This is a genomic window from Acinetobacter sp. CIP 101934 (assembly GCF_000369585.1).
GTDB lineage: Bacteria > Pseudomonadota > Gammaproteobacteria > Pseudomonadales > Moraxellaceae > Acinetobacter > Acinetobacter schindleri.
In genome coordinates this window covers 22,333-44,371 of the sequence record NZ_KB850093.1, presented here as the reverse complement: position 1 = coordinate 44,371, position 22,039 = coordinate 22,333, and the positions used below count along the sequence as shown (strand labels likewise).

General features: G+C 38.5%; 19 protein-coding genes and 6 pseudogenes. 15 read left to right on the top strand and 10 right to left on the bottom strand.

Features of this window, described 5'->3' with window-relative positions; genetic code table 11:
• A pseudogene (locus F899_RS00350) lies at positions 1-162 on the bottom strand (IS6 family transposase); the annotation flags it as partial.
• A gap of 61 nt (positions 163-223) precedes the next feature.
• On the opposite strand from F899_RS00350, the pseudogene F899_RS00345 reads away from it, so the two are divergent.
• The 3 genes and pseudogenes from F899_RS00345 to F899_RS00335 all read left to right on the top strand — a co-directional run.
• Positions 224-694, top strand: a pseudogene (locus tag F899_RS00345) (copper resistance protein B); the annotation flags it as partial.
• 232 nt (positions 695-926) lie between these two features.
• A complete protein-coding gene (locus F899_RS00340) occupies positions 927-2,252 on the top strand; it encodes an ISNCY family transposase (protein WP_082180210.1) in 1,326 nt (441 codons plus the stop codon).
• A 205-nt stretch (positions 2,253-2,457) separates the two neighbouring features.
• Positions 2,458-2,991: an SMI1/KNR4 family protein gene (locus F899_RS00335; protein ID WP_004896928.1), complete on the top strand. Its 534-nt coding sequence runs from the start codon at positions 2,458-2,460 to the stop codon at positions 2,989-2,991.
• Positions 2,992-3,180: 189 nt separating this feature from the next.
• Here the strand turns inward: F899_RS00335 and F899_RS15970 are convergent.
• Positions 3,181-3,258: pseudogene (locus F899_RS15970) on the bottom strand (DNA-binding protein); the annotation flags it as partial.
• A gap of 203 nt (positions 3,259-3,461) precedes the next feature.
• Between F899_RS15970 and F899_RS00330 the strand changes: the two are divergent.
• The 3 genes and pseudogenes from F899_RS00330 (at position 3,462) to F899_RS00325 (ending at position 5,499) form a co-directional block, all read left to right on the top strand.
• On the top strand, positions 3,462-4,028 hold the full coding sequence (locus tag F899_RS00330; RefSeq protein ID WP_004812033.1) for a recombinase family protein: 567 nt from the start codon (positions 3,462-3,464) through the stop codon (positions 4,026-4,028).
• Between the two features lie 557 nt (positions 4,029-4,585).
• Positions 4,586-4,707 (top strand): annotated as a pseudogene (locus tag F899_RS16025) (cation transporter); the annotation flags it as partial.
• 177 nt (positions 4,708-4,884) lie between these two features.
• The gene (locus F899_RS00325; RefSeq protein WP_004281236.1) at positions 4,885-5,499 is read left to right on the top strand and encodes a thiol:disulfide interchange protein DsbA/DsbL; all 615 of its coding nucleotides are present in this window, start codon (positions 4,885-4,887) and stop codon (positions 5,497-5,499) included.
• 306 nt (positions 5,500-5,805) lie between these two features.
• On the opposite strand, the pseudogene dmeF reads toward F899_RS00325, so the two are convergent.
• Positions 5,806-6,708, bottom strand: a pseudogene (dmeF, locus tag F899_RS00320) (CDF family Co(II)/Ni(II) efflux transporter DmeF); the annotation flags it as partial.
• Between the two features lie 80 nt (positions 6,709-6,788).
• On the opposite strand from dmeF, the gene F899_RS00315 reads away from it, so the two are divergent.
• Positions 6,789-7,055 carry a metal/formaldehyde-sensitive transcriptional repressor gene (locus F899_RS00315; RefSeq protein WP_005006352.1) on the top strand — a complete coding sequence of 89 codons (267 nt, stop codon included), beginning with the start codon at positions 6,789-6,791 and terminating at the stop codon, positions 7,053-7,055.
• A 44-nt stretch (positions 7,056-7,099) separates the two neighbouring features.
• On the opposite strand, the gene F899_RS15510 is transcribed toward F899_RS00315, so the two are convergent.
• From F899_RS15510 to F899_RS00295, 5 genes and pseudogenes are all read right to left on the bottom strand, one after another.
• Positions 7,100-7,192 (bottom strand): YHYH domain-containing protein, encoded by a 93-nt coding sequence (locus F899_RS15510; protein ID WP_151809984.1) that lies wholly within the window; start codon positions 7,190-7,192, stop codon positions 7,100-7,102.
• Between the two features lie 157 nt (positions 7,193-7,349).
• Positions 7,350-9,826 (bottom strand): annotated as a pseudogene (locus F899_RS00310) (heavy metal translocating P-type ATPase).
• A 178-nt stretch (positions 9,827-10,004) separates the two neighbouring features.
• Positions 10,005-10,199 (bottom strand): heavy-metal-associated domain-containing protein, encoded by a 195-nt coding sequence (locus tag F899_RS00305; RefSeq protein ID WP_004733233.1) that lies wholly within the window; start codon positions 10,197-10,199, stop codon positions 10,005-10,007.
• 469 nt (positions 10,200-10,668) lie between these two features.
• Positions 10,669-11,550 carry a copper resistance D family protein gene (locus tag F899_RS00300; RefSeq protein ID WP_005220177.1) on the bottom strand — a complete coding sequence of 294 codons (882 nt, stop codon included), beginning with the start codon at positions 11,548-11,550 and terminating at the stop codon, positions 10,669-10,671.
• Positions 11,551-11,614: 64 nt separating this feature from the next.
• Positions 11,615-11,995, bottom strand: a complete 381-nt coding sequence (locus F899_RS00295; protein ID WP_004681441.1) for a copper resistance CopC family protein — start codon at positions 11,993-11,995, stop codon at positions 11,615-11,617.
• A 351-nt stretch (positions 11,996-12,346) separates the two neighbouring features.
• Between F899_RS00295 and F899_RS00290 the strand changes: the two genes are divergently transcribed.
• The 6 genes from F899_RS00290 to F899_RS00265 all read left to right on the top strand — a co-directional run bounded on the left by F899_RS00290 (position 12,347) and on the right by F899_RS00265 (position 18,239).
• Complete coding sequence (locus tag F899_RS00290) at positions 12,347-12,589, top strand: DUF2789 family protein (protein ID WP_004281876.1); 243 nt, start codon at positions 12,347-12,349, stop codon at positions 12,587-12,589.
• Positions 12,590-13,192: 603 nt separating this feature from the next.
• The gene (locus F899_RS00285; protein WP_004812270.1) at positions 13,193-13,624 is read left to right on the top strand and encodes a hypothetical protein; all 432 of its coding nucleotides are present in this window, start codon (positions 13,193-13,195) and stop codon (positions 13,622-13,624) included.
• 28 nt (positions 13,625-13,652) lie between these two features.
• Entirely contained in the window at positions 13,653-13,901 is a 249-nt protein-coding gene (locus F899_RS00280) for a DUF2933 domain-containing protein (protein WP_004663998.1), read from the top strand.
• Positions 13,902-13,921: 20 nt separating this feature from the next.
• Positions 13,922-14,572, top strand: a complete 651-nt coding sequence (locus tag F899_RS00275) for a methyltransferase family protein (protein WP_005220176.1) — start codon at positions 13,922-13,924, stop codon at positions 14,570-14,572.
• 11 nt (positions 14,573-14,583) lie between these two features.
• Positions 14,584-16,959 (top strand): heavy metal translocating P-type ATPase, encoded by a 2,376-nt coding sequence (locus tag F899_RS00270; RefSeq protein WP_005220175.1) that lies wholly within the window; start codon positions 14,584-14,586, stop codon positions 16,957-16,959.
• Positions 16,956-18,239, top strand: coding sequence for an MgtC/SapB family protein (locus F899_RS00265; RefSeq protein WP_005220173.1), 1,284 nt, complete (start codon positions 16,956-16,958; stop codon positions 18,237-18,239). Before F899_RS00270 ends, F899_RS00265 begins: the two co-directional genes overlap by 4 nt.
• A 38-nt stretch (positions 18,240-18,277) precedes the next feature.
• Here the strand turns inward: F899_RS00265 and F899_RS00260 are convergent, their stop codons facing one another.
• Positions 18,278-19,678 carry a heavy metal sensor histidine kinase gene (locus tag F899_RS00260; RefSeq protein WP_005220172.1) on the bottom strand — a complete coding sequence of 467 codons (1,401 nt, stop codon included), beginning with the start codon at positions 19,676-19,678 and terminating at the stop codon, positions 18,278-18,280.
• Positions 19,671-20,351: a heavy metal response regulator transcription factor gene (locus tag F899_RS00255; protein WP_004679347.1), complete on the bottom strand. Its 681-nt coding sequence runs from the start codon at positions 20,349-20,351 to the stop codon at positions 19,671-19,673. The genes F899_RS00260 and F899_RS00255 overlap by 8 nt, the downstream gene beginning before the upstream one ends.
• 148 nt (positions 20,352-20,499) lie before the next feature.
• Between F899_RS00255 and F899_RS00250 the strand changes: the two genes are divergently transcribed.
• Both F899_RS00250 and F899_RS00245 read left to right on the top strand, forming a co-directional pair.
• Positions 20,500-20,796: a hypothetical protein gene (locus tag F899_RS00250; RefSeq protein ID WP_005006338.1), complete on the top strand. Its 297-nt coding sequence runs from the start codon at positions 20,500-20,502 to the stop codon at positions 20,794-20,796.
• Between the two features lie 89 nt (positions 20,797-20,885).
• Positions 20,886-22,039 (top strand): multicopper oxidase domain-containing protein (locus F899_RS00245; protein WP_005220171.1); only part of this gene is annotated, 1,154 nt, incomplete at its 3' end.

The window sequence follows — 22,039 nt, the reverse complement described above, 5'->3', positions numbered from 1 at the left end:
ATAACGTTGAACCCAACGGTAAATAGTCGTGTGATCAACATTCACACCCCGTTCGGCCAGCATTTCCTGCAGTTCACGATAGCTAATGCCATATTTACAATACCAGCGCACAGCCCAAAGAATGATTTCGCCCTGAAAATGCCGACCATGGAAAGGATTCATATGCTGCATCTTTAGCTAAAACAGTCTTCAGCTTACCATTCGTGGTTATTTGCAACAGTGCCTGATTTCAGACTTTTGGGATGCACAAATTGGTGCACGTTATCGTAGTGAAAAAGTTGAACTCAATGATCATCGCAAAGACACCGAAGAAAATGTTGATGCGGTGATTGGCTTACATGGTATGGCGCCATATTTCTTTGAAACTGATGCTTATCTCTATGCGGGAGAAGACAATTATGCGGGCTTTAGCCTAGAAACGGAACGTGATTTTCTGATTACGCAAAAGTTGATTATTCAACCTTATTTAGAGTTGGATGCGATCTTTAGTGATGACTCTAAATATGCGAAAAAAACTGGTTTAAGCAGTGCAACCGCAGGGTTTGAAACTCGCTATGAAATCAGTAAAAAGATCATGCCGTATATCGACATTGCCTATGAGTATTCAAAAGGTAATGATGAAACGTCGTGGCAAATAGAATCAAACTCTGAGAAAGGTTGGTTATATGGAGCTGGTGTTAGATTTAGATTTTAATTAATTTAATGATTACTAAATAGCTTTATTTAAATAAAACTCTAGCTTAATGTGGCCGGAAGCAAAATGTTAACTTATTTTGCTTCCTTCCATTTAACATAATGGGTGTTATACGCAATAAAAAATGTAAGCCCAAAGTAGAAATGTCCGGTTTCTCCAAAGTAAAAATGTCCGCTTTTAGAATATGCGCTTTTGCAATTTTCTTAGCGGACGGTTTGATATGTTGGTGTCTATGTCGGATAAAGAACTTAAACGATTGTCGGTCTTGCAGGAAATCTGTGATCAACGCATAACCCAGTCCCAAGCTGCTCAGCTACTTCATATTTCAGAGCGTCAGATCAGACGTTTACTGCAGAAATACAAAGCTCAAGGCCCAGCTGCATTAGCCCATGCCGGTCGTGGTCAAATCAGCAATTTCAGGCTTCCTGAAGAGCTCAGACTCAAGTGCCTCAATATTGTTTCTGATCAACTGCATGGTTTCGGACCCACTTTAGCGCATGAAAAGCTCACCACCGTTCATGGCTTTGATATTTCAGTGGAAACACTGCGTTCCTGGATGATTGCAGCCGATTTATGGATTCCTCGCGCCAAGCGTCTGAAACGCCCGTATCAGCCTCGTTATAACCGGGACTGTTATGGTGAACTGATTCAAATTGATGGCTCACACCATGACTGGTTTGAAGGTCGAGCCCCTAAATGCTGTCTGCTGGTATTTATCGATGATGCCACAGGCAAATTACAGCATTTACGCTTCTGTGAGTCGGAATCAACCTTTGACTATATGATTTCAACACGTTTGTATGTTGAGCAGCATGGTAAGCCTTTAGCCTTCTACAGCGATAAACATTCAGTCTTCAGGGTGAATCAAAGCAGTAAGAAAGACACCAAGATTACCCAGTTTGGGCGCGTACTCAGCACCCTGAATATCGATATTATCTTCGCTAATTCACCACAGGCCAAAGGCCGTGTAGAACGAGCCAATAGAACGCTTCAGGACCGTCTGATCAAAGAAATGCGTCTGGAAGGCATCAGTTCGATTGCCGAAGCCAATGCCTGGCTACCCTGCTTCATTGAGCAGTTCAATCAGAAGTTTGCCAAGATGGCCTTTAATCCCAAGGATCTACACCGGACTGTCACTGAAACAGCCGAAGAATTAGATGATATTTTTACCTGGCGTGAACCCCGCAGAGTCACGAATAGCCTGACGATCACTTATGATAAATGCGTATATCTCCTGGAAAACACGGAAGAAAACCAAAGATTGATTGGTAAGTATCTTGAGTTTCTGGAATACCCGGATAGTACAGTCGCGATTGAATATCAGGGAAGAAAAATCAATTACAGCATCTTCGATAAATTAAGTCAGCTCAACCAGCGAGAGATTGTTGAAAATAAACGTTTGGGTTCTGTATTAGCCCATATTCAACAGCAGCATGAAGAACTAGAACAACAAAATAAACGCAATCGTTCTCAAAAGATGCCAAGCAGACGTGCACAGAAAACAGCAATTCAACAACGAAATCTAAATCCTGTGCTTGACTTGGAAATGTCTGTATAGGACATTTCTATTTAGTTTTAAGGTAGGACATTTCTACTTGGGAATAACAAAAAAAACCTGGGCACCAACCCAGGTCTAAAATTTAAAAAACAGATAAATATCAGTGCAATAAATTCAATTTTCTAATTTCGCATAACGGCCATTATGTTAAATGGAAATCTAAATTCCTAATTTATACTATAAAAAAATTAATTGAGCAGATTACATGAATATTGATGTCTACACAGATCATGGCCAAATTGATAGAAAAATTATTGAAGATTATGCTGAGTCTATTGGTTATAAATTCCCTAAGTCTTATGTTGAATTACTGAGTAAACACAATGGATTAACTCCTCAAAATAACTATTTTGAGTTTTTAGATCATAACAATGAGTTTACAGATAGAGACGTATATTTTTATAGCTACGGATATGAAGAAATAGAAATTTGGGATGAGGAAGATCGTAAAAAGTATGAGGATTCCATCAAAAAAGATGAAGCAATTGAATTAAATCAGCCTGATGAATACATGTATGAGTTTATGGATAAACACATAGTGATTTTCGGAGAATGTGCAGGTGGTGACTTACTAGCTTTTGATTACAGAGATGATCTTGATACTGATGAACCACCTATTACTCTGATTTATCATGATGACCTTATCCAAATATCACCCACTGAAAATAAGTTGAGAACTATAAAATTAGCAGATAACTTCACTTCTTTTATGGCGTTATTGAAAGAGGATAATTTTTAAATTTCCCTAAAATTAACATAATACACCTTATACGAAATGCGTTATAATTCTCTTGAAAATTCAATGCTGTAGTTTCTAGTTGATAGCCCATCTTCCCCAAGATGGGTTTTTTTTATGATTTTTCACGTTCCATGCCTATTATTTAATCAAAGTTTCACAACTTTATTCATATGAGTTAAACAATCGTGGTTAATCATAGGGTCTAAAAAAACGGCTCCAAAAGCCTCTTTTTTCGGATTCTGGTTGTTCAGGGGTAGCAATCTGTTTAGGTGAACCGTACTTGGTTTATTGGAGACAAGTTTTTAAATCTAATTTATGTAACTATAGAGTATACCCTAAAATTACATTTTAAAAGTTCTTAAAAACATGTACCATTTAAATGTTTTTTAATCATAAGTAACATGTAACTTTGGTATTAAAGATTTATAATTTACGAAATTGTTCATTTTTATCCAATTGGGGCGTAAAAAGTGAAAGGCCAAAAAGTAGGCTATGTGCGAGTGAGTTCGGTCGAGCAAAATACGGGACGTCAACTTGAGGGAATTGAAGTCGACCGGATTTTTGTTGACCGTGCTTCAGGTAAAAATACCGACCGACCGAAATTTCAGGAAATGTTGAATTATGTCCGGGAAGGAGACCGGGTGATAGTACATTCCATGGATCGTTTTGCGCGAAGCTTAAAAGATTTGGTGACTGAAGTGGATAAACTGGTCAAACGAGGGATTGCCATCCAGTTTGTAAAAGAAAATATTACTTTTACGGCCCAATCCACCCCGATGGATAATTTGATGCTGCAACTGATGGGTGCTTTTGCACAGTTTGAACGTGAGATCATTTTAGAGCGGCAAAAGGAAGGAATTAAACTTGCCTCTTCTCAAGGGAAGTACAAAGGCCGGGTACATAAATTGAAACCTGATCAGGCTGAAGCTTTGCGACAAGACTGGAAGGAAGGGAAGTACCCTTCAAAAATGGCATTAGGCCAGGCATTTGGAATTAGTCGCCAAGCGGTATATCGGTATTTAAAAGCCGGGAAATAACTCAATTGAAATTGGCGACTATATTTAGTTTAGCTTATGAAAATCGTGAAACGTTGATTAAATAATAAGTGCAGAAAGCAAAGAGTTACTAATTTTATACAATATAAGTTTTTGATTTATAATTAATTAACTCGATTGCAATCTAGCTTTTTCAGCAACGATTTATCTTTTTTAAAATAGTATTAATTTATTTTTTTGAGAACAAACCTTAACAAAATTACAAGTTTGTAATTTTGTCGTCATTCGGATGTATATATTTACTCATTATTATAAGTAAAGATTTTTTTGGTCCAAGATATGATCAGATTCAATAATATGTACATGAAGATTATTTTAGTTATTTTTACTATAGTTTTTTCAACCAGTAGTTTTGCTGATGGGGGACTCCGTTTCTTAGAGAAAAATTTAGAAATAATTAACAAATAATTAACATAGTAATTTAAATTAAAAAGTGATTTATCAGGTGAATTTTAACTATATAAATAATTTATTTAATTTAATAAACCTTTCATAAATCATTTTTTGCTCAGTTCTATGTTGTAAATTCCAGCAATTATCATAGCCACGCGGCTGTTACTGAAGAGAATAGTAAGAAGCTAATATTTACTGTAGGTTTGACCACTACGTTTTAATCGTAGAAATTATAACCGTTTTTATTACTCAAAGTTTAACTTTTGTGATTATCTAAAAACACATAGCGGTCGAATGGCCATATTAACTGACTTAAAATCAGTCGCATACTTTAATGTAGCGGTTCTGATAGCACAAAAGTTCGCAGCATGAAAACGGAACCGGCATAATTGATTTATAGTGAACCCATACACTAAGCATAATGATTTAGAGGACGATAATCCCAATGAAAAAATTCCTTTTAGGAGCTGTTGCCGCATCTGTTTTGGCCTTTTCAGGCAATGCTATGGCCAATTTTGTGGCAGGTCAGGACTATCAGGTGGTTGCAAAACCAGTCAAAGTCGAAAAACCGGGCAGAATTGAGGTACGTGAATTCTTCTGGTACGGCTGTGGTCACTGTTTCGCGCTTGAACCACATATGCAGGGCTGGTTGAAAAAATTACCAAAAGATGTACGTTTTGTACGTACGCCGGCTGCAATGAATCCACTCTGGGAGCAGGCAGCGCGTGCTTATTATGTGTCTGAAGCATTGGGTGTGCGTCAAAAAGCACATTTACAATTATTCCATGATATTCATGATAAGCAACGTCCAATTTTAGAACAGGCGCAATTGGCCAAGTTCTATACCCGCTATGGTATTCCTGAAGCGAAATTTAACAGCACTTATAAATCTTTCCCGATCACTTCGAAAATTGCCCAAGCCAAAAATCTGGCTGCTCAGTATCAGTTAAGTGGTGTTCCGGCAGTGACCGTGAATGGTAAATATATTGTGCAGGGTAATGATGCCAAAGTCATTCAGGTGGTGAATTACCTGATCGAGAAAGAGCGTAAAGCCAAATAAGACGCGATTGATTATCTCTAAAAAAAACCTGCATCGAATCTGCAGGTTTTTTTATTTAAACTGGAGGAATGGTTATTTACGTCCTGACTGCCGGATCTGGTGTTTCTATCGGCGGGCGATACCAGTGTAAAATTCCTCGGAATAAGAGCTGCATCTGCAACACGCTTTGCGCTTTAAAGTAATGAATTTTCCTTTCTATTTCAACACGCAGAATTGCCGAGGCGCCCCGACGCTCTACAACAAACAAATTCTAATCTAAGATTTACATAAATAGACTGATAAAGTTTAAAAGGAATAAATATTAATTTAAACAACATGGAAATTCTTGTTAATTTCAACAGAAATATGAACAATCTCTTCATGAATTGACAAAGCTTTACGAACTACCTCTGCTGTTAAGGAGTCATTAACTGTATTTAGGGATAAAATACATGAAAATTTACTTCTACCTACTTTCCAGACATGCAGATCAGTAATCGTAATTTGGTTATCTAATTCCTCTACAACTTCCTGAATCTCCTTTACTACAGGATGTTCCATCTCTGCATCAAGCAATGTTTTACCTGTTTCTCTAATCAATCCCCAAGACCATTGTGCTACAAGCACTGCACCTACGATCCCTAGAATTGCATCTAAAAAATCCCATCCAAAATACTTCCCTGCGAAAAGTGCAATAATCGCTAATACAGAAGTTACTGCATCTGCTACTACATGAAGAAAAGCGGCTTTCTGGTTTAAGTCATGGTCATCATGAGAGTGATGATGATGGTGGTGGTGACCATTTTCACGTAGTAACCAGGCACAAATAAAATTAACGATCAAGCCAACAATCGCAATTGAAATTGCCTCGTTGTAGTGAATATTCACAGGATTGAATAAACGTTCTATCGATTGAACACCCATGAATACAGCAACAACCATCAATAAAATGGCACTCGAATATCCAGCTAAGATTTCTATCTTCCATGTACCGAAACAGAATCTCTGATCACGAGCATATTTTCGAGCCATTTTATAGGCAAAATAAGCTAAGCCCAATGCCAACATATGAGAACTCATATGCCATCCATCAGCCAATAAAGCCATGGAATTAAAGAACCATCCTCCAAAAATTTCAAACACCATCATTACACCAGTGAGGATGGTTGCGATTAAAATTTTCTTTTGTGCTAAAGGATTTCCTTCGTCAAATTGATGCGAATGGTCACTTTTAACATTATTTAGATATTACATTTTATTGCACCACAATTAATACTCCCCCATAGTATATGTTCTTGAGGTTGAATAGTATGTCTCACTTAAATCAGAACAAAAAAATTTTAAATCGGATTAGACGAATTCAAGGTCAAACTAATGCCCTTGAACAGAATATTTTAAATTCTGAAAATTCTTGTATTGAGGTATTACAGCAAGTTGCAGCAATTAAAGGTGCGATAAATGGCTTAATGAATGAGTTAATAGAACTTCATCTTAGAGAACATGTACTCGGTGATACTGAGAAAATAAAGGAAAAAGAACTAAATGAATTTTTAGCTTTAGTTAAACGCTACTTATAACTTTAAAGCACAGTCTTTTAAATAAAAAACTGTGTGCGCACCTATTAATGACAGTGGTAATCACCAGTTTTACTGTTGGTATGACAACCCTGTGAGTTCGTTCCCCCAGAATGAGCATTCGCATAGGTAAATGACATGCCTATAAAGCATATTAATAAAATTCTTTTCATCTTAATCCCTCTCAAATAATTAGAATATCAACTGTATGATATTTAATAAAAGCCAACATGGCTTAGACTATTTCCAAATATATAAAGTAAAGCCAACAAAACTTTAAATGTATATAAAAAATGGTTAAATAATTGCAAGGGGGGCTTTAAAACGTTTTAATCGTAAAGCATTTCCTAGTACAAATATTGACGAGAGAGCCATTGCACCAGCAGCAAATACAGGAGAAAGTAGCAGTCCAAATTGCGGATAAAGTACACCTGCTGCAATAGGAATCAGAGCTGCATTGTAAACAAATGCCCAAAATAAATTTTCACGAATATTGGTTATAGTCGCTTTGCTTAAAGCGATAGCATTTGGCACTCCTTTCAGGTTGCCAGACATCAAAACCACATCAGCAGCTTCAATAGCTACGTCTGTACCTGTACCTATTGCTAAACCAATATCTGCTTCTGCAAGTGCAGGGGCATCATTAATGCCATCTCCAACATATGCGAGTTTACCATATTGATTTTTTAATTTTTTAACGGCCTCTATTTTACCTTCTGGTAAGACTTCTGCAATAACCTCATCAATACCTAGTTTTTTTGCAATCGCTTGAGCTGTATGACGGTTATCACCTGTAATCATGGCAACCTTTAAACCTAACTGATGTAACGCTTCAATTGCAGCAAATGTTGATTCTTTAATTGGATCTGCTACAGCAATAATGGCAGCAAGTTTCTGGTCAATCGCAACATAGAGAGGGGTTTTTCCTTCTTCTCCCAAACGATCCGAAAATTGAGAAAAAACAGTAGGATTCAAACCTAGTTTTTCCATATATCGATCTGCACCAATATGAACCAAATGCTCAGAAACCTTCGCTTCTATTCCGTAGCCGGTCACTGATTTAAAATCAGCAACAGGAGACAGGATTAATTCCTTATCTATAGCGGCTTGTACAATTGCTCGAGCAATAGGGTGCTCAGACTTTGATTCAACGGCTGCCATCAGTGAAAGTACGGTATTGTATTCAAACCTTCTAAGACATGCAGATCGGTTAAAATTGGTTTCCCTTCAGTCAGAGTCCCTGTTTTATCAACTGCAACCACTTTAGTTTCTTTGAGCAGCTGTAAAGCTTCACCTTTACGAAATAAAACCCCCATTTCAGCACCCCGCCCAGTTCCCACCATGATTGATGTAGGCGTTGCAAGTCCCATCGCACAAGGACATGCAATAATGAGTACAGCAACCGCGTTCACTAAACTAAAAGTTAGGGCTGGTTCAGGGCCGAAGATAAACCACGTAAGAAAAGTTAAAAGAGAGAGACCCATTACTACAGGTACAAACCACATGGTAATTTTATCAACCAATGCCTGAATAGGCAGCTTGGAACCCTGTGCCTGTTCAACCATTCGGATGATTTGAGAAAGCACTGATGAACTACCAACAGAGGTGGCTTTGATATTTAAGCTGCCACTTTGGTTAATTGTTCCTCCTACCACAGTAGAGCCTATCGTTTTTTCAACGGGCATAGGCTCGCCAGTAATCATGGATTCATCAATAAAACTTTGGCCGTGAATAACTTCACCATCGACAGGGATACGCTCACCTGGTCTAATCTCTACAATCGTTCCTGTTTGAACTTCGGCAATCGGAACTTCTATCACCTGATTATTGAGCTGTATTCTGGCAACTTTAGGCTGCATTCCAACTAGATGTTGAATTGCTAAAGACGTTCGGCCTTTTGCCTTGGCTTCAAAAAATCTACCTAATAGAATTAAAGTGATAATAACCGCTGCAGCTTCATAATAAACATTGACCGTGCCTTGTGGCAGGACACTTGGAAAGAAAGTAGCAACCACTGAATAAAGATAAGCAGCCAATGTTCCTACAGCCACCAAGGAATTCATGTCTGGTGCTAAGCGGAATAAACTTGGGATGCCCTTTTTGAAGAAGCGTCGGCCTGGAAAAATTAATGCTACTGTGGTCAAGAAAAATTGCATTAACCAGCTATTTTGTTGGCCAATGTTATCCATCATAAACGTATGAAAGGCGGGAATCAGGTGTGATCCCATTTCTAAAATAAAAACGGGTAGAGTCAATAAGACTGACAAAATTAAATCTTTTTTAAGTTTTTCTAATTCAATATTTTTTTTATCTTGAAAGCTTTCCGTAGTTTGATGAACTGACTTTGCTTCAAACCCTGCTTTGGTGACAGCCTGAATTAACGAGTCACGAGTGACAGATGAGCTTGCCTGAATAGTCGCTTTTTCAGTAGCCAGATTTACATGTGCTGATTCCACACCCTCAACAGATTTTAAGGCTTTTTCTACTCGACCTACACAAGAAGCACATGACATACCCTCAATCGTAAGCTCTATTGGTTGCAGCGCTTCCACTTCGTAGCCAGCCTTTTCTACAACTTTAATTAAACTAGAACGATCAAGGGGACGATGCGAATAAATGACTGCTTTTTCGGTAGCCAGATTTACATGAGCCGATTCAACACCCTTAAGAGATTTTAAGGCTTTTTCCACACGGCCTACACAAGAAGCACATGTCATCCCCTCAATCTCTAATGTTTCACTGTAGTGTGGCGTATCAGTCATTTCGGTACTCATATACGATCTCTATCATTTAGATATGCTGAGTTCTATATGCGAAGATCAGCTCGAACCAAGATTATGGGGAATTCAGGGGCTACTTTTATTGCAAGCAAGTACAGATTTTATCTGTACGATGAGGAAAATAAGAGAGAGTAAAAGTGGTAAGGAATTCCCACTGTTACTCTAACAGAGATTAAGCAGGATCAGCTGTAAATCCACGCTCACTGAGAGTGGCAATGACTTTATCCTGACTCACTGTTGTGTTGATTTCAACGATACGGTTTTGTAAATCAATATCGAGTGAAGCATTCGAGTCGAGCTCTTTAATTGCGGTAGTAATGCCGCGTGCACAACCACCACAAGTCATATTAGCGATGTGAAATTTCATATGTTGCTCCTTTTTAACAAAACATTTGTTTAAAACATTAGAACAGTAACTCTAAACTTTCACCATACAACCAGCCTTTTTCTGAATCAGTTACTCGCTGTAACTTGGTCTGTTTACAACCTTACAGTTTTCTTCAGAGTATTCCAAAGAAGAGTGTTCTAATGACTACAGTAAAAGTACTTAACCAACATTAATGTGACTTTAAAATGACATTTTTGTCATCTACGATCACTCTGAAATTTATAAGATTAGTTATTTCAATCAATGGTAGTGAACTGAATAGATGAGACCGTTATGGGTTGAAGATAAGCTAAAAACCGGTGACTACCTTTATGTATAATGCCTCATGATGCGATTTTACTGTTCTGATTGTCGTAAGTTGACAGTCCAGTAGAAACTTTATTGCTCAGCTACAAAAGATAAATGCAGTAATGTTAAATTTCCTCAATTCCCTTATTTTGAAATTCTCTTATTCAATACCCACGACAGTGGTTATATAGCCTGTTGTTAATAGAATTGATAGACCTAATAACATCTCAAATAAAATGGCATGACTAAGGTGTTTAGCGAATTTAGGATGTTGAAGACGCGGGGTGAAATACCATTTGTTGAAGGCAGCTAAAAGTAGAATACTTATAACAAAAAACATTTTAACCATGAAACCATAGCCATATGCAGTATTGATTAAGGTATTAAAATCTTTAATTAAAAGAAGAGCTACACTAGCGCCACAGGCGATTAATATCCCAACAATGAAAGCAGCAATACGTCCAAATACATGCATGCGATCTTTTAAAGGTAAACCACTTATTTCCCGGCTGGTTTTCCATAACGGATATAAAGACCCCATCCATAACGACATAACTAGAATATGGATTGATAATAAAATTTGAGCAAGTAAGGTTAAATTAGCGACATGTCCGAGCTGGGAAAAACTAAAAATAATCGGGATAAGTAAAATACAAAATATTGAACTTTCAATTATAGAAAACTGACCTTTGTTCCTGTTAACTTTAACCACCATGAGAAGAAGTAAAAGAGCAAAACTAATAGAACGAAGAACGTATATATACCCCGTCGGAGTATTAACCAATATATTAATATACGTGGGGTCCACCATCCCTGTAATACCAGTATTGGCAAAACTACCAATCAGAATAAAAAATCCCAAGGTACTGGAAATTAGGCCTAATCCAGCGCCAATTGTAATATATTTAAGAATCGATTCTTTTAGTTCAAGATATTGTCTAAGTAAAAAATAGCAAAAGGCTCCACCAACGACAAAAGCTACACTTAAATATAAAATAACCTTAGTTAACCAAGTGGCCCACATCCAATATTCAGAAATCATTATTTTTGTCCATTCTAGAACAACATGCCAGCACCTCACTGACATGTTGAAAGGTAATCAATTCTTATTTAGTTGATTTGATAGTGAAACTATATTCACCATTCATGTTGTGACCATCTTTCCCCATTGTTGTCCAGACAACGGTATATTTACCTTTTTTCAGTTTCGGAAGAGCGACATCAAAGGATTTCTTTAAGTCATGAGTAACTTTATATTTTAAAGGAACATCTCTTCGCTGAGCATCCAGTAACTTAATATTCATCAACATAACCTCTGCACCAAAGTTAAGGGTCAAGTTCTTTGGTTGACTAAGGATAGATGCATTTTCCGCAGGAATCGCACTCACTAAACTCACATGAGCGAACGTAGTTGTAGTAGCCACAATCATCGTTGCAGCTACTACAACATTACGTAGAGCAGTCATTTTATTTTGAAATAATTTCATTTACGTTTCCTCTTGATTCGTTAGTTCATTAGAGATGACTTTATAAAATCTATATTTAATGAGACCACATCATCTCCTCTTATATTTCAATTATTAGTGAGAGACAGAAACAGAGCGATGACTTCAAAATTACATTTTTGTCATTTTTAAAATTTAAAATCTTTAACTATTAAAATAATCTTATTGAAAAATAATGATCATTTAACAAACAAATTATGTAGGTGGTTGATTTATGAAATGTAGTAATCATTTTGTCTAAGAAAATAGTAGCTATTTAATTTTTTATATTTTAGTTTAAATATAAACATGTTATGTTTAATTTGATCTAATATAAATTTATGGGCTAAGCACATGACTCAAACACGTCCAAGAATGACCAAATTATTTGAACAGCTTGGTTTAGCTTCTACTGAAGAAGCAATTGCAAAATTCATAGAGAGCCATCAGCTAGCTGGAGATGTTTTTTTAACACAAGCAATTTTTTGGACTGATGCTCAACGTCATTTTTTAGAAGAAAAACTACACTCTGATGGTGAATGGACGACAGTGATTGATCAATTAAATGAGTCTTTACATGAAAATTCAGTAAAATAATTTTCCGTTAGTATTAAGGATCTACATTCTTCCCTGCATTGAATACAACTCATTCATACAGTAGTACTGTTTTGGAGATGGAATCTCTATTATATAAGTAGTAGATTCCTTACTCTGAAATTTGGATTATAAACCCTAATATTAAAAATAATCTTCTTTACCTTCTATCTAATAAATATACCAATAAGTTTAATAATTAAATTATCCACCCTTTTTTCTATAAAAAACTATTTTGATCAACTGTATTTTTTCTTTAAAGGAATAACAGTGTAAATTACATTAAGAATGTGTCTCTAACTAGCCTTGGAGTCATCTAATCATTTCATTTTTATTTTTTTAAGCACATAAAATCATAACAACTTTAATAGTTTTAAAAGATTAATATTAAATAAAATTTTTGTCATCTCAGCATAGACTATATATTTCGAGAAGATCTCAAAATTACATTTTTGTCATTTTTAAAAATAATTAATTAATAGTGCTAAAATTTTTAAGAGAGACAGAGAATAACCAAAAATTTCATCAGTTTAGTAGTCAAATTCCTAGACTCTGTTCAGTACTAAAACATAGCTTTTACTTCCAAATTATTTAAAGGAAAAAATTATGATGAAATTCAAAAACATTTTTTTGGGCTTATGTATCGCAGCCGCGTCATTGAATACATTTGCACAGCAATCCGATGAACACAAAGATCACCACCCTGAAAAAACAGCACCATCTGCAGTAACAATTAAGCAAACAGTTACCAGCACCACTGCTACAGATAAAATGGCTGCAATGGATCAACACATGAAGGCGATGCAAGCCATGCATGAGAAGATGATGGCTGCAAAAACCCCACAAGAACGTCAGAAACTTATGGCTGAGCACATGAAACTCATGCAAGGAGGTATGAGTATGATGAAACAGATGGGCAGCCAAAGCATGAATGCAAATATGGCTGACCGTCAGCAGATGATGGAAAAACGTATGGACATGATGCAATCCATGATGCAGATGATGATGGACTGTATGCCTCCCTCCACAACTAAATAATTACCCATGAATTAGAGAGGGAAGCACCATGAACCATCAACCTCAAGAACATAATTCAGTACCTAACTTTTGGTCTACACGTTATGCCATCGGCCTATTCGTGATTGGTGGTGTGGCAGCCTATTTTCTCTTAACCGAGCATTTGGCCCATGTCGTTGGTGTTTTACCCTTTTTACTCCTTTTAGCATGCCCACTCATGCATATTTTTATGCATGGTGGTCATGGGCATAACCACTCGCAGCAAAAAAAATCCGATATATCTGATAACAAAAAATAGCTCTTATCAGGAGATCCATCATGAATCATGCGGAATCGGCTTATGGTTTATGGACGCTGGTTATCATTAACTCAGCAGTTTTTATCATGTTCGCTTTCAGTTTTTTTAGACCTTCCACTGCGCGCGATTGGCGTACATTTGGGGCCTTTTCGGCTTTTATCATTGCTCTATTTGTCGAAATGTATGGTTTTCCTTTAACCATTTACCTGTTATCTGGTTGGCTTCAAACTCGCTTCCCTCAACTTGACTTACTTTCTCATAATGCAGGTCACTTGTGGTCAACGCTATTAGGTGAAAAAGGTGATCCACATTTTGGCATTTTGCATATCGCCAGTTACGTTTTCTTGGGCTATGGATTTTACCTGTTATCAACGTCATGGCACGTGCTGTACAACGCACAACGTCATCACCAATTGGCAGTAACCGAACCCTATGCGCGCATACGTCACCCCCAATACGTGGCTTTTATCTTGATCTTGCTGGGGTTTTTATTGCAATGGCCAACTTTACTGACACTGATTATGTTTCCAATCTTACTCTTAATGTACAGCCGCTTGGCAATTAAGGAAGAGGCTGAAATGAGTAAACAGTTTGGCGCTGTCTATGACAGCTATGCTCAACAGACTCCGAGATTTATTCCAAAATTCGGCCATAAAACCACTTTACCATAAGAGAATTATTTATGTCAGATCAAAAAAATCATAACCAGGACCATATGGCACAGGCTACAACAGACGTACTGAAAGACCCAGTCTGTGGTATGACCGTCACTGAAGAATCGAAATACCATGAGGAATTTAAGGGGAAAACTTACTTTTTTTGCAGTGATAAATGTCAATCAAAGTTTCATAGCAGCCCGGTGCAATATATCGCTAAACCCGCAACGACGACTGCCGATGCACATACACAGCATCATCAGACTACTCAATCCGTTAATGAGACAAGCACAACAGGCACGATCATCTATACGTGCCCAATGCATCCAGAAATTAAACAAGATCATCCTGGAAACTGTCCTAAATGCGGAATGACACTGGAGCCACTCATTCCTGAATTAGAGGAAGATGAGAATCCGGAGTTACGTGATTTCCGCCGACGCTTCTGGTGGACACTGCCATTGACCATCATCGTGACTTTTTTGGCGATGTTTGGTCATCAAATGAACCTGTTCGACATGGCAGTTCAGAGCTGGATTGAACTGGTGTTGTCACTCCCGATTGTACTGTGGGCAGGTTGGCCATTTTTTTCCCGTGGTTGGCAATCGGTTGTGAATCGCAGCCCAAACATGTGGACCCTGATCGGTCTAGGTACAGGGGCTGCTTTTATTTACAGTGTGGTTGCGACCATTGCACCACAAATCTTTCCAGACTCATTTATCTCCATGGGTCGTGTCGCTGTTTACTTTGAAGCTTCAGCGGTCATCATTTCTTTGACCCTACTGGGGCAAATACTGGAATTAAAAGCACGTTCGCAAACTTCTGCTGCAATTAAGTCACTCCTTGGGCTCGCTCCTAAAACAGCTCGCCGAATCCTGCCTGATGGAACTGAAGAAGATGTTCCTCTAACGCATGTCCATGTAGGAGATTTACTCAGAATTCGCCCAGGTGAAAAAGTGCCTGTGGATGGTGTAATCACTGAAGGAAGTAGTTCAGTGGATGAATCGATGCTGACAGGTGAACCTTTACCGATCACTAAACGCATCGGTGATAAAGTCATTGGTGCTACCCTGAATACCAATGGTTCCCTAATCATGCGTTCAGAGAAAATTGGTTCAAGTACCATGTTATCCCAGATCGTACAGATGGTGGCGCAAGCTCAACGATCGAGAGCACCAATGCAACGCATGGCTGATCAGGTTGCAGGTTGGTTTGTCATGGCTGTAGTAGCCATTGCCTTGCTTACCTTCTTTGGATGGGGACTGTTCGGCCCAGAAGAGTCGAGCTGGGTTTATGCATTAATCAATGCTGTGGCAGTACTCATTATTGCCTGTCCTTGTGCACTAGGCTTGGCAACTCCAATGTCTATCATGGTTGCAACGGGTCAAGGTGCTACTCATGGTGTGTTGTTCCGCGATGCAGCAGCCATTGAGAATCTACGCAAGATTGACACACTAATCATCGATAAAACAGGTACGTTAACTGAAGGACGCCCTGTATTCGATCGTGTGGTTGCCGCATCAGGTTTCGATGAATCTGAAGTATTACGTTTAGCCGCCAGTCTTGATCAAGGCAGTGAACACCCGCTAGCCGAAGCGATTGTAAACGCAGCACACGAACGTGGCCTGCCTCTTGAAACACCAGATAATTTTGAATCAGGCTCAGGGATTGGTGTTCGAGGTCAAGTGGGCGATCGTCAGTTAGCTTTGGGCAACACAGCACTGATGGAGCAATTAGGTATCTCGGTACAATCTCTGATTCCGCAAGCCGAAGAGCTGCGTTCAGAAGGTGCAAGTGTGATGCATCTAGCCATCAATGGTGAATTGGCCGGCCTGCTTGCAGTATCCGATCCCATCAAAAAAAGTACCCCTGAAGCACTTGCCACCCTGAAGGAAGCTGGACTACGTATCGTGATGGCAACAGGAGATGGTCTCACCACTGCCCGTTCAGTCGCATCACGTCTGGGTATTGATGAGGTACATGGTGAAGTTAAACCCGCAGATAAACTCGAACTTGTCAGCAAATTGCAGAAGCAAGGTCGCATCGTGGCAATGGCCGGCGATGGAATCAATGATGCACCAGCACTAGCCAAGGCTGATGTCGGTATCGCTATGGGGACCGGAACTGATGTCGCAATGAATAGTGCTCAAGTTACCTTGGTCAAGGGAGATTTACGCGGTATCGCGGTTGCCCGTTCACTTTCGGAAGCTACTGTTGGCAACATGAAACAGAACCTCATGTTTGCTTTCCTTTATAATGCCTTGGGTATCCCAATAGCAGCTGGCGTACTCTACCCATTTACCGGTTGGTTGTTGTCACCCATGATTGCGGCCTTGGCTATGAGTTTGAGTTCAGCTTCAGTCATCACCAATGCCCTTCGCCTGCGACATAAAAAGCTATGATAGAGAGTCTTTTTCTTCCACCAGATGTATCAGGCCTGATTGCAGCACTTGCCATCGGCCTGCTCATTGGTTTAGAACGAGGATGGAATGATCGTGAACTGCCAGAAGGCAGCCGAGTAGCAGGCCTACGTACCTTCACATTGACAGGATTACTCGGAGGAGTGCTCGGTCATTTACAGCCAAACTTTGGGCCTTGGCCACTAGTCGCAGCCGTATTAGGGCTTTCCCTTTTACTTACGGTATCCTACGCGCGTACCGCAAGACTTTCCGGTAATCTAAGCGCTACCACGACGATCGCGATGCTGTTGACATTAGTTCTAGGTGCATATGCATCCCATGGTAATGTTACTTTAGCATTAACAGCGGCTGTCATCGTGGCTGTATTTTTGGATCTCAAGCCAACCTTACATGGTTGGTTACGCTTGATCGAACATCGTGAATTAACCGCATCCCTGCAGTTACTGGTACTTTCTGTCGTTATATTACCTTACTTACCCAATACGGGTATGGGACCTTTTGCTGCATTAAATCCTTACCAGTTATGGTGGGCAGTGATCCTGATTGCCGGACTCTCTCTGGCAGGTCATTTTGCCATGCGGCTCACCGGTTCAGAAAGAGGCATACTCTGGACAGGTCTATTGGGTGGTTTGGCATCTTCTACAGCTGCAACTGTCGCACTGGCACGCTATACACGCCAGCACCCCGTCATGGTCAGTGCTGCTATTTCTGGAACATTGGCTGCCTGTGGCATCATGTTTTTTCGTATGGTTGTGCTGATAGGCGTCATTGAGCCAGCATTGCTAAGCACTTTTGGTGGTGCAATGATGATTGCGGGAATCCTTCTGCTGGGTATGGCATTGTGGAGACAACGCCAAATTACCAGCGCTGAAAACAACGATCGAACAATAGAAGCAATGGCTCCTTTTGATCTTGGGACAGCATTCAGCTTCGCTGCTTTCCTGGCTGTCATGGCAGTCTTGGTCCCGGCAGCAAAACAATGGTTGGGCACCAGCGGCATCTTCGTATTATCGACTATTTCTGGGCTAGCAGACGTAGATGCTATTTTAGTCTCACTTGCCCGCCTGCATAGTACTGAAGGCTTAACAACAAATGTGGCTGCTGTCGCGCTAGGGCTGGCCACACTGAGCAACATGTTAAGCAAAGCGACAATTGCATGGATGACAGGGGGGGCACAGTTTGGCCGAGCTATCATATTTGGCTACACAATTGCCATGATAGGTGCTGGCGTAGCTCTGGCTCTCAGTTTGAGCTTTATGTAAGGTCAACTCGGGTAAATGGAAGATGTTCAAAAAATGAGTTAAAATGATTCCCCTTGCATGGATTCACTTTGAAAAACAATGGTAAAAATGATTCGACCATTGAGGGATTCAGCCTGGATGGTCGCCCCAAGCATATCAAGAATAGATTTTGTTATCGCGAGCCCTAAGCCGGTTCCTTCTTCTGTTCTTTGTCTAGATGCATCTGTTCGATAAAATCGATCAAATAACCTGGATAGTTGTTCAGGAGAGATTTCAGGGCCTTCATTTTCAATTGAAAATATTGTGTTATCTAAATTCTGTTGAAGTTTTATGCGTATTGTAGAATTCTTATTTCCATATTTAACTGCATTAGATAATAGATTGCTGAGTGCTCGACGTAACATAGCAGGATCACCTTTGACATTTCCAGATCCTGTTTGTTGAAGCGTCATATTTTTTTCGGCAGCTAGCGCATCATAGAAATCAAATAAGGCTGTAACTTCTTTAACCAGGTCAATATTCTGTAAGTTCTGTAATTTTAGGCCATGTTCTGCTTTTGCCAAGAAAAGCATATCGGATACCATTCGAGCCAAACGTTCTAATTCTTCTAAATTAGAAAATAGTACTTCTTGATAGGTACTGGTATCTCGTTTACGGGCAAGACATACTTGAGTTTGAGTCATTAAGTTATTAATCGGTGTTCTAATTTCATGCGCTAAATCAGATGAAAAATCGGAAAGCCTTTCTAAAGCTGATTCTAGTCTGTCGAGCATATCATTGAAGGCAATTGCTAATGATTTTAGTTCTGTTGGTGTGTGCTCAACTTCTAAACGTTCTGAAAGATGTTGGGCAGAAATGCCTTCTGCGACCTTAGCCATTTTTTGCACGGGTCTTAAACCTCTCCAGGTTGCAAACCAGCCTAAAAACATTAAACAAATCGTACCGGCTAAACCAATGTAAAAAAGTTGACGCTTAAAATCATTTAAAAAATGTAGATGTTCAGATGTATCGATCCCCACAATAATGCGTACAGATTGTATTTCAGTATTTTTGTTTATATCCATGTTGTAGATCATGCCACGATAGGTCTTATTCTTAATTTTCCATTTAATCCAAGGGTTATTTGCTGACTTGATTAACTGTTGAGTATTAATGATTGAAGATGCTGAACTAAATAAAATCTGACCTGCCGGTCGTTCTATTTGGACCATAAGATCATGGTGTCCAACTAAAGCATCTTTCAAATATAGATCAAGTTCTGGAGAATTTTTAGGATGCTGTTGGAGAAGATTCTGAATAAGCTGGATTTTACCTTCTAATTGGGTACGATCTTGCGTTTCAAAATGATGCATCACTAATTTATGGATGAAAAACCCCATCATAATGAGAATGCATATAGTCGATAATGAGAAAATAATACCAATACGAAAACTGATAGATTTGAATAATTTATTATTCATCTTCTACCTCTAATACATACCCCATTCCTCGAATATTCTGAATTAACTTAGGGGTAAAATTACTATCTACTTTATTTCTTAATCGTTTAATAGCGACTTCAACTACATTTGTATCACTATCAAAGTTCATATCCCAAATTTGAGATGCAATAAGTGCTCTTGGTAGAATTTCACCTCTTCTACGCATAAAAAGCTCCATAAGCGCAAATTCTTTAGCCGTCAGATCAATGCGTTGACCTGCTCGTGTTACCCGACGTTTTCTCAAATCAAGTTCTAAATCAGCAATCTTAATAATATTATTATCTTCTCTTTGTTGCCCTCGTCTAAGGAGCGTTTTTATTCGAGCTAGAAGCTCTGCAAAAGCAAAAGGCTTAACTAAATAATCATCAGCGCCTAGCTCTAATCCTTTTACTCGATCTTCGATTTGATCTCGGGCGGTAAGAAAAAGAATGGGCATTGTTTTACCGCTGCTACGAATATCATTGATAATATTCCAACCATTTAGTCCAGGTAACATCACGTCTAAAATAATTAAGTCATACTCTTCAGAAAGAGCTTGATGTTTACCCGTTAACCCATCTGTAACCCAGTCCGTAATATAGCCAGCTTCGGATAAACCTTGCTTGAGATAATCACCAGTTTTTTGTTCATCTTCAACTAATAGTATTCTCATCTCAGAATCCTAAGTTATTCATTAAAACTATAATAACGTTATAAAACATCTGATCGAGATAGATTACAAAAATGTCATTTTCAAGTCACTTAGATGTTCAGTGCTTCACTTTAGTGTAGTAGCAAGAAATTAACTTTTAGAGAAACTTATGAAAACTGTAGTGCGTCGTAGTCTAACAATTTTAATGTGTGCTGGAACTTTAATTGCTGGTACTCAATCTTGGGCAAAAGATGTATCAACCTCAAGTGCCACTAAAACGGTAAAAGCACAGGAACCTTGTACAAAACCTTGTAAAATGGAAAAAGATGACAAGACTCAGCAAGATCATAGTCAACATCAGTCTCCTAACTCATCTGACATGTCAAAAATGGATCATTCTATGATGAATATGGACCATTCTAAAATGGATCATTCAAAGATGAATATGCCTGGTAGCAATAAATAATTTTATAAATAGCGAGAAAGAAGTATTAAAGTTTATACTAAATATTTGCTTTATTACTTCAACCTTGACCTTTCTAAAGGTGAGATAGAATGTCAAAAAAGTTAAGTCATATACTCTTAATTGGAGTTGGTTTATTTTCATCAACTTGGGTAATGGCGGCAGTTAAAGAATATGATTTAACAATCGCTGAACAAACTGTAAATATCACAGGAAAACCAGTTGAGAGAATTACTGTAAATGGTAAATTCGTTGCACCACTTCTTGAATTTGAAGAAGGTGATGAGGCCGTTATCCGTGTTCACAATAAGTTAAAAAATCAGGACTCTTCAATCCATTGGCATGGCTTATTATTACCTGGAATTATGGATGGTGTACCTGGATTTAACAAATTTAATGGCATTGCCCCTAATAAAACTTATGAATATAAGTTTAAAGTCCGCCAAAATGGTACTTATTGGTATCATTCACATAGTAAAGGACAAGAACAAGACGGTTTATATGGTGCTTTTGTTATTTATCCTAAAGATAAAACTCCACTAACAGCTGCTGAAAAAACCGATAAAGATTACGTTGTTTTGCTTTCTGATTTTCATAATTCGACAAGTGATCAAATTATGAAAAATATTAAAAAAGAAGCAGATTACTATCAGAACCGCCGCGAAACAGTATTCGATGTATTAAAACAAGTTAAACGTGATGGGCTAAAAGCGACTTGGCAAGACCGTTCTATGTGGAATCAGATGCGAATGCTGAAAACAGATATGTCCGATGTGACTGGTTATACATTTTTAATGAATGGCAAAACACCTCAGCAAAACTGGACCGGTAACTTCAAAGCTGGTGAAAAAGTTCGCCTTCGTTTTATTAATGCTTCCGCTATGTCATTCTTTGATGTACGCATTCCAAACCTAAAAATGACTGTAGTCAGTGCTGATGGTCAACCTGTAAAGCCCGTTCCTGTAGATGAGTTCCGTATTGGTACTGCTGAAACTTATGATGTCATTGTGGAACCAAAACAAGCACATTACCAAATTGAAGCTGAATCTATTGATCGTACTGGTTTTTCGGTTGGAACCTTACATGATGAAAATACCTTACCTGTAAAACAAATTGAGATGCCTAAACCTCGTCCTCGCTCTTTATTGACTATGGAAGATATGGGGATGGATCATGACATGTCTTCAATGCAAGGTATGAATCATGATATGTCTTCTATGAAAGGTATGGATCATGATATGTCTTC

Coding starts and splice junctions, on each gene's coding strand:
- F899_RS00340 (WP_082180210.1), top strand. CDS start 927: ATGTCGGATAAAGAACTTAAACGATTGTCGGTCTTGCAGGAAATCTGT.
- F899_RS00335 (WP_004896928.1), top strand. CDS start 2,458: ATGAATATTGATGTCTACACAGATCATGGCCAAATTGATAGAAAAATT.
- F899_RS00325 (WP_004281236.1), top strand. CDS start 4,885: ATGAAAAAATTCCTTTTAGGAGCTGTTGCCGCATCTGTTTTGGCCTTT.
- F899_RS00315 (WP_005006352.1), top strand. CDS start 6,789: ATGTCTCACTTAAATCAGAACAAAAAAATTTTAAATCGGATTAGACGA.
- F899_RS15510 (WP_151809984.1), bottom strand. CDS start 7,192: ATGTCATTTACCTATGCGAATGCTCATTCTGGGGGAACGAACTCACAG.
- F899_RS00305 (WP_004733233.1), bottom strand. CDS start 10,199: ATGAAATTTCACATCGCTAATATGACTTGTGGTGGTTGTGCACGCGGC.
- F899_RS00300 (WP_005220177.1), bottom strand. CDS start 11,550: ATGATTTCTGAATATTGGATGTGGGCCACTTGGTTAACTAAGGTTATT.
- F899_RS00295 (WP_004681441.1), bottom strand. CDS start 11,995: ATGAAATTATTTCAAAATAAAATGACTGCTCTACGTAATGTTGTAGTA.
- F899_RS00290 (WP_004281876.1), top strand. CDS start 12,347: ATGACTCAAACACGTCCAAGAATGACCAAATTATTTGAACAGCTTGGT.
- F899_RS00285 (WP_004812270.1), top strand. CDS start 13,193: ATGATGAAATTCAAAAACATTTTTTTGGGCTTATGTATCGCAGCCGCG.
- F899_RS00280 (WP_004663998.1), top strand. CDS start 13,653: ATGAACCATCAACCTCAAGAACATAATTCAGTACCTAACTTTTGGTCT.
- F899_RS00275 (WP_005220176.1), top strand. CDS start 13,922: ATGAATCATGCGGAATCGGCTTATGGTTTATGGACGCTGGTTATCATT.
- F899_RS00270 (WP_005220175.1), top strand. CDS start 14,584: ATGTCAGATCAAAAAAATCATAACCAGGACCATATGGCACAGGCTACA.
- F899_RS00265 (WP_005220173.1), top strand. CDS start 16,956: ATGATAGAGAGTCTTTTTCTTCCACCAGATGTATCAGGCCTGATTGCA.
- F899_RS00260 (WP_005220172.1), bottom strand. CDS start 19,678: ATGAATAATAAATTATTCAAATCTATCAGTTTTCGTATTGGTATTATT.
- F899_RS00255 (WP_004679347.1), bottom strand. CDS start 20,351: ATGAGAATACTATTAGTTGAAGATGAACAAAAAACTGGTGATTATCTC.
- F899_RS00250 (WP_005006338.1), top strand. CDS start 20,500: ATGAAAACTGTAGTGCGTCGTAGTCTAACAATTTTAATGTGTGCTGGA.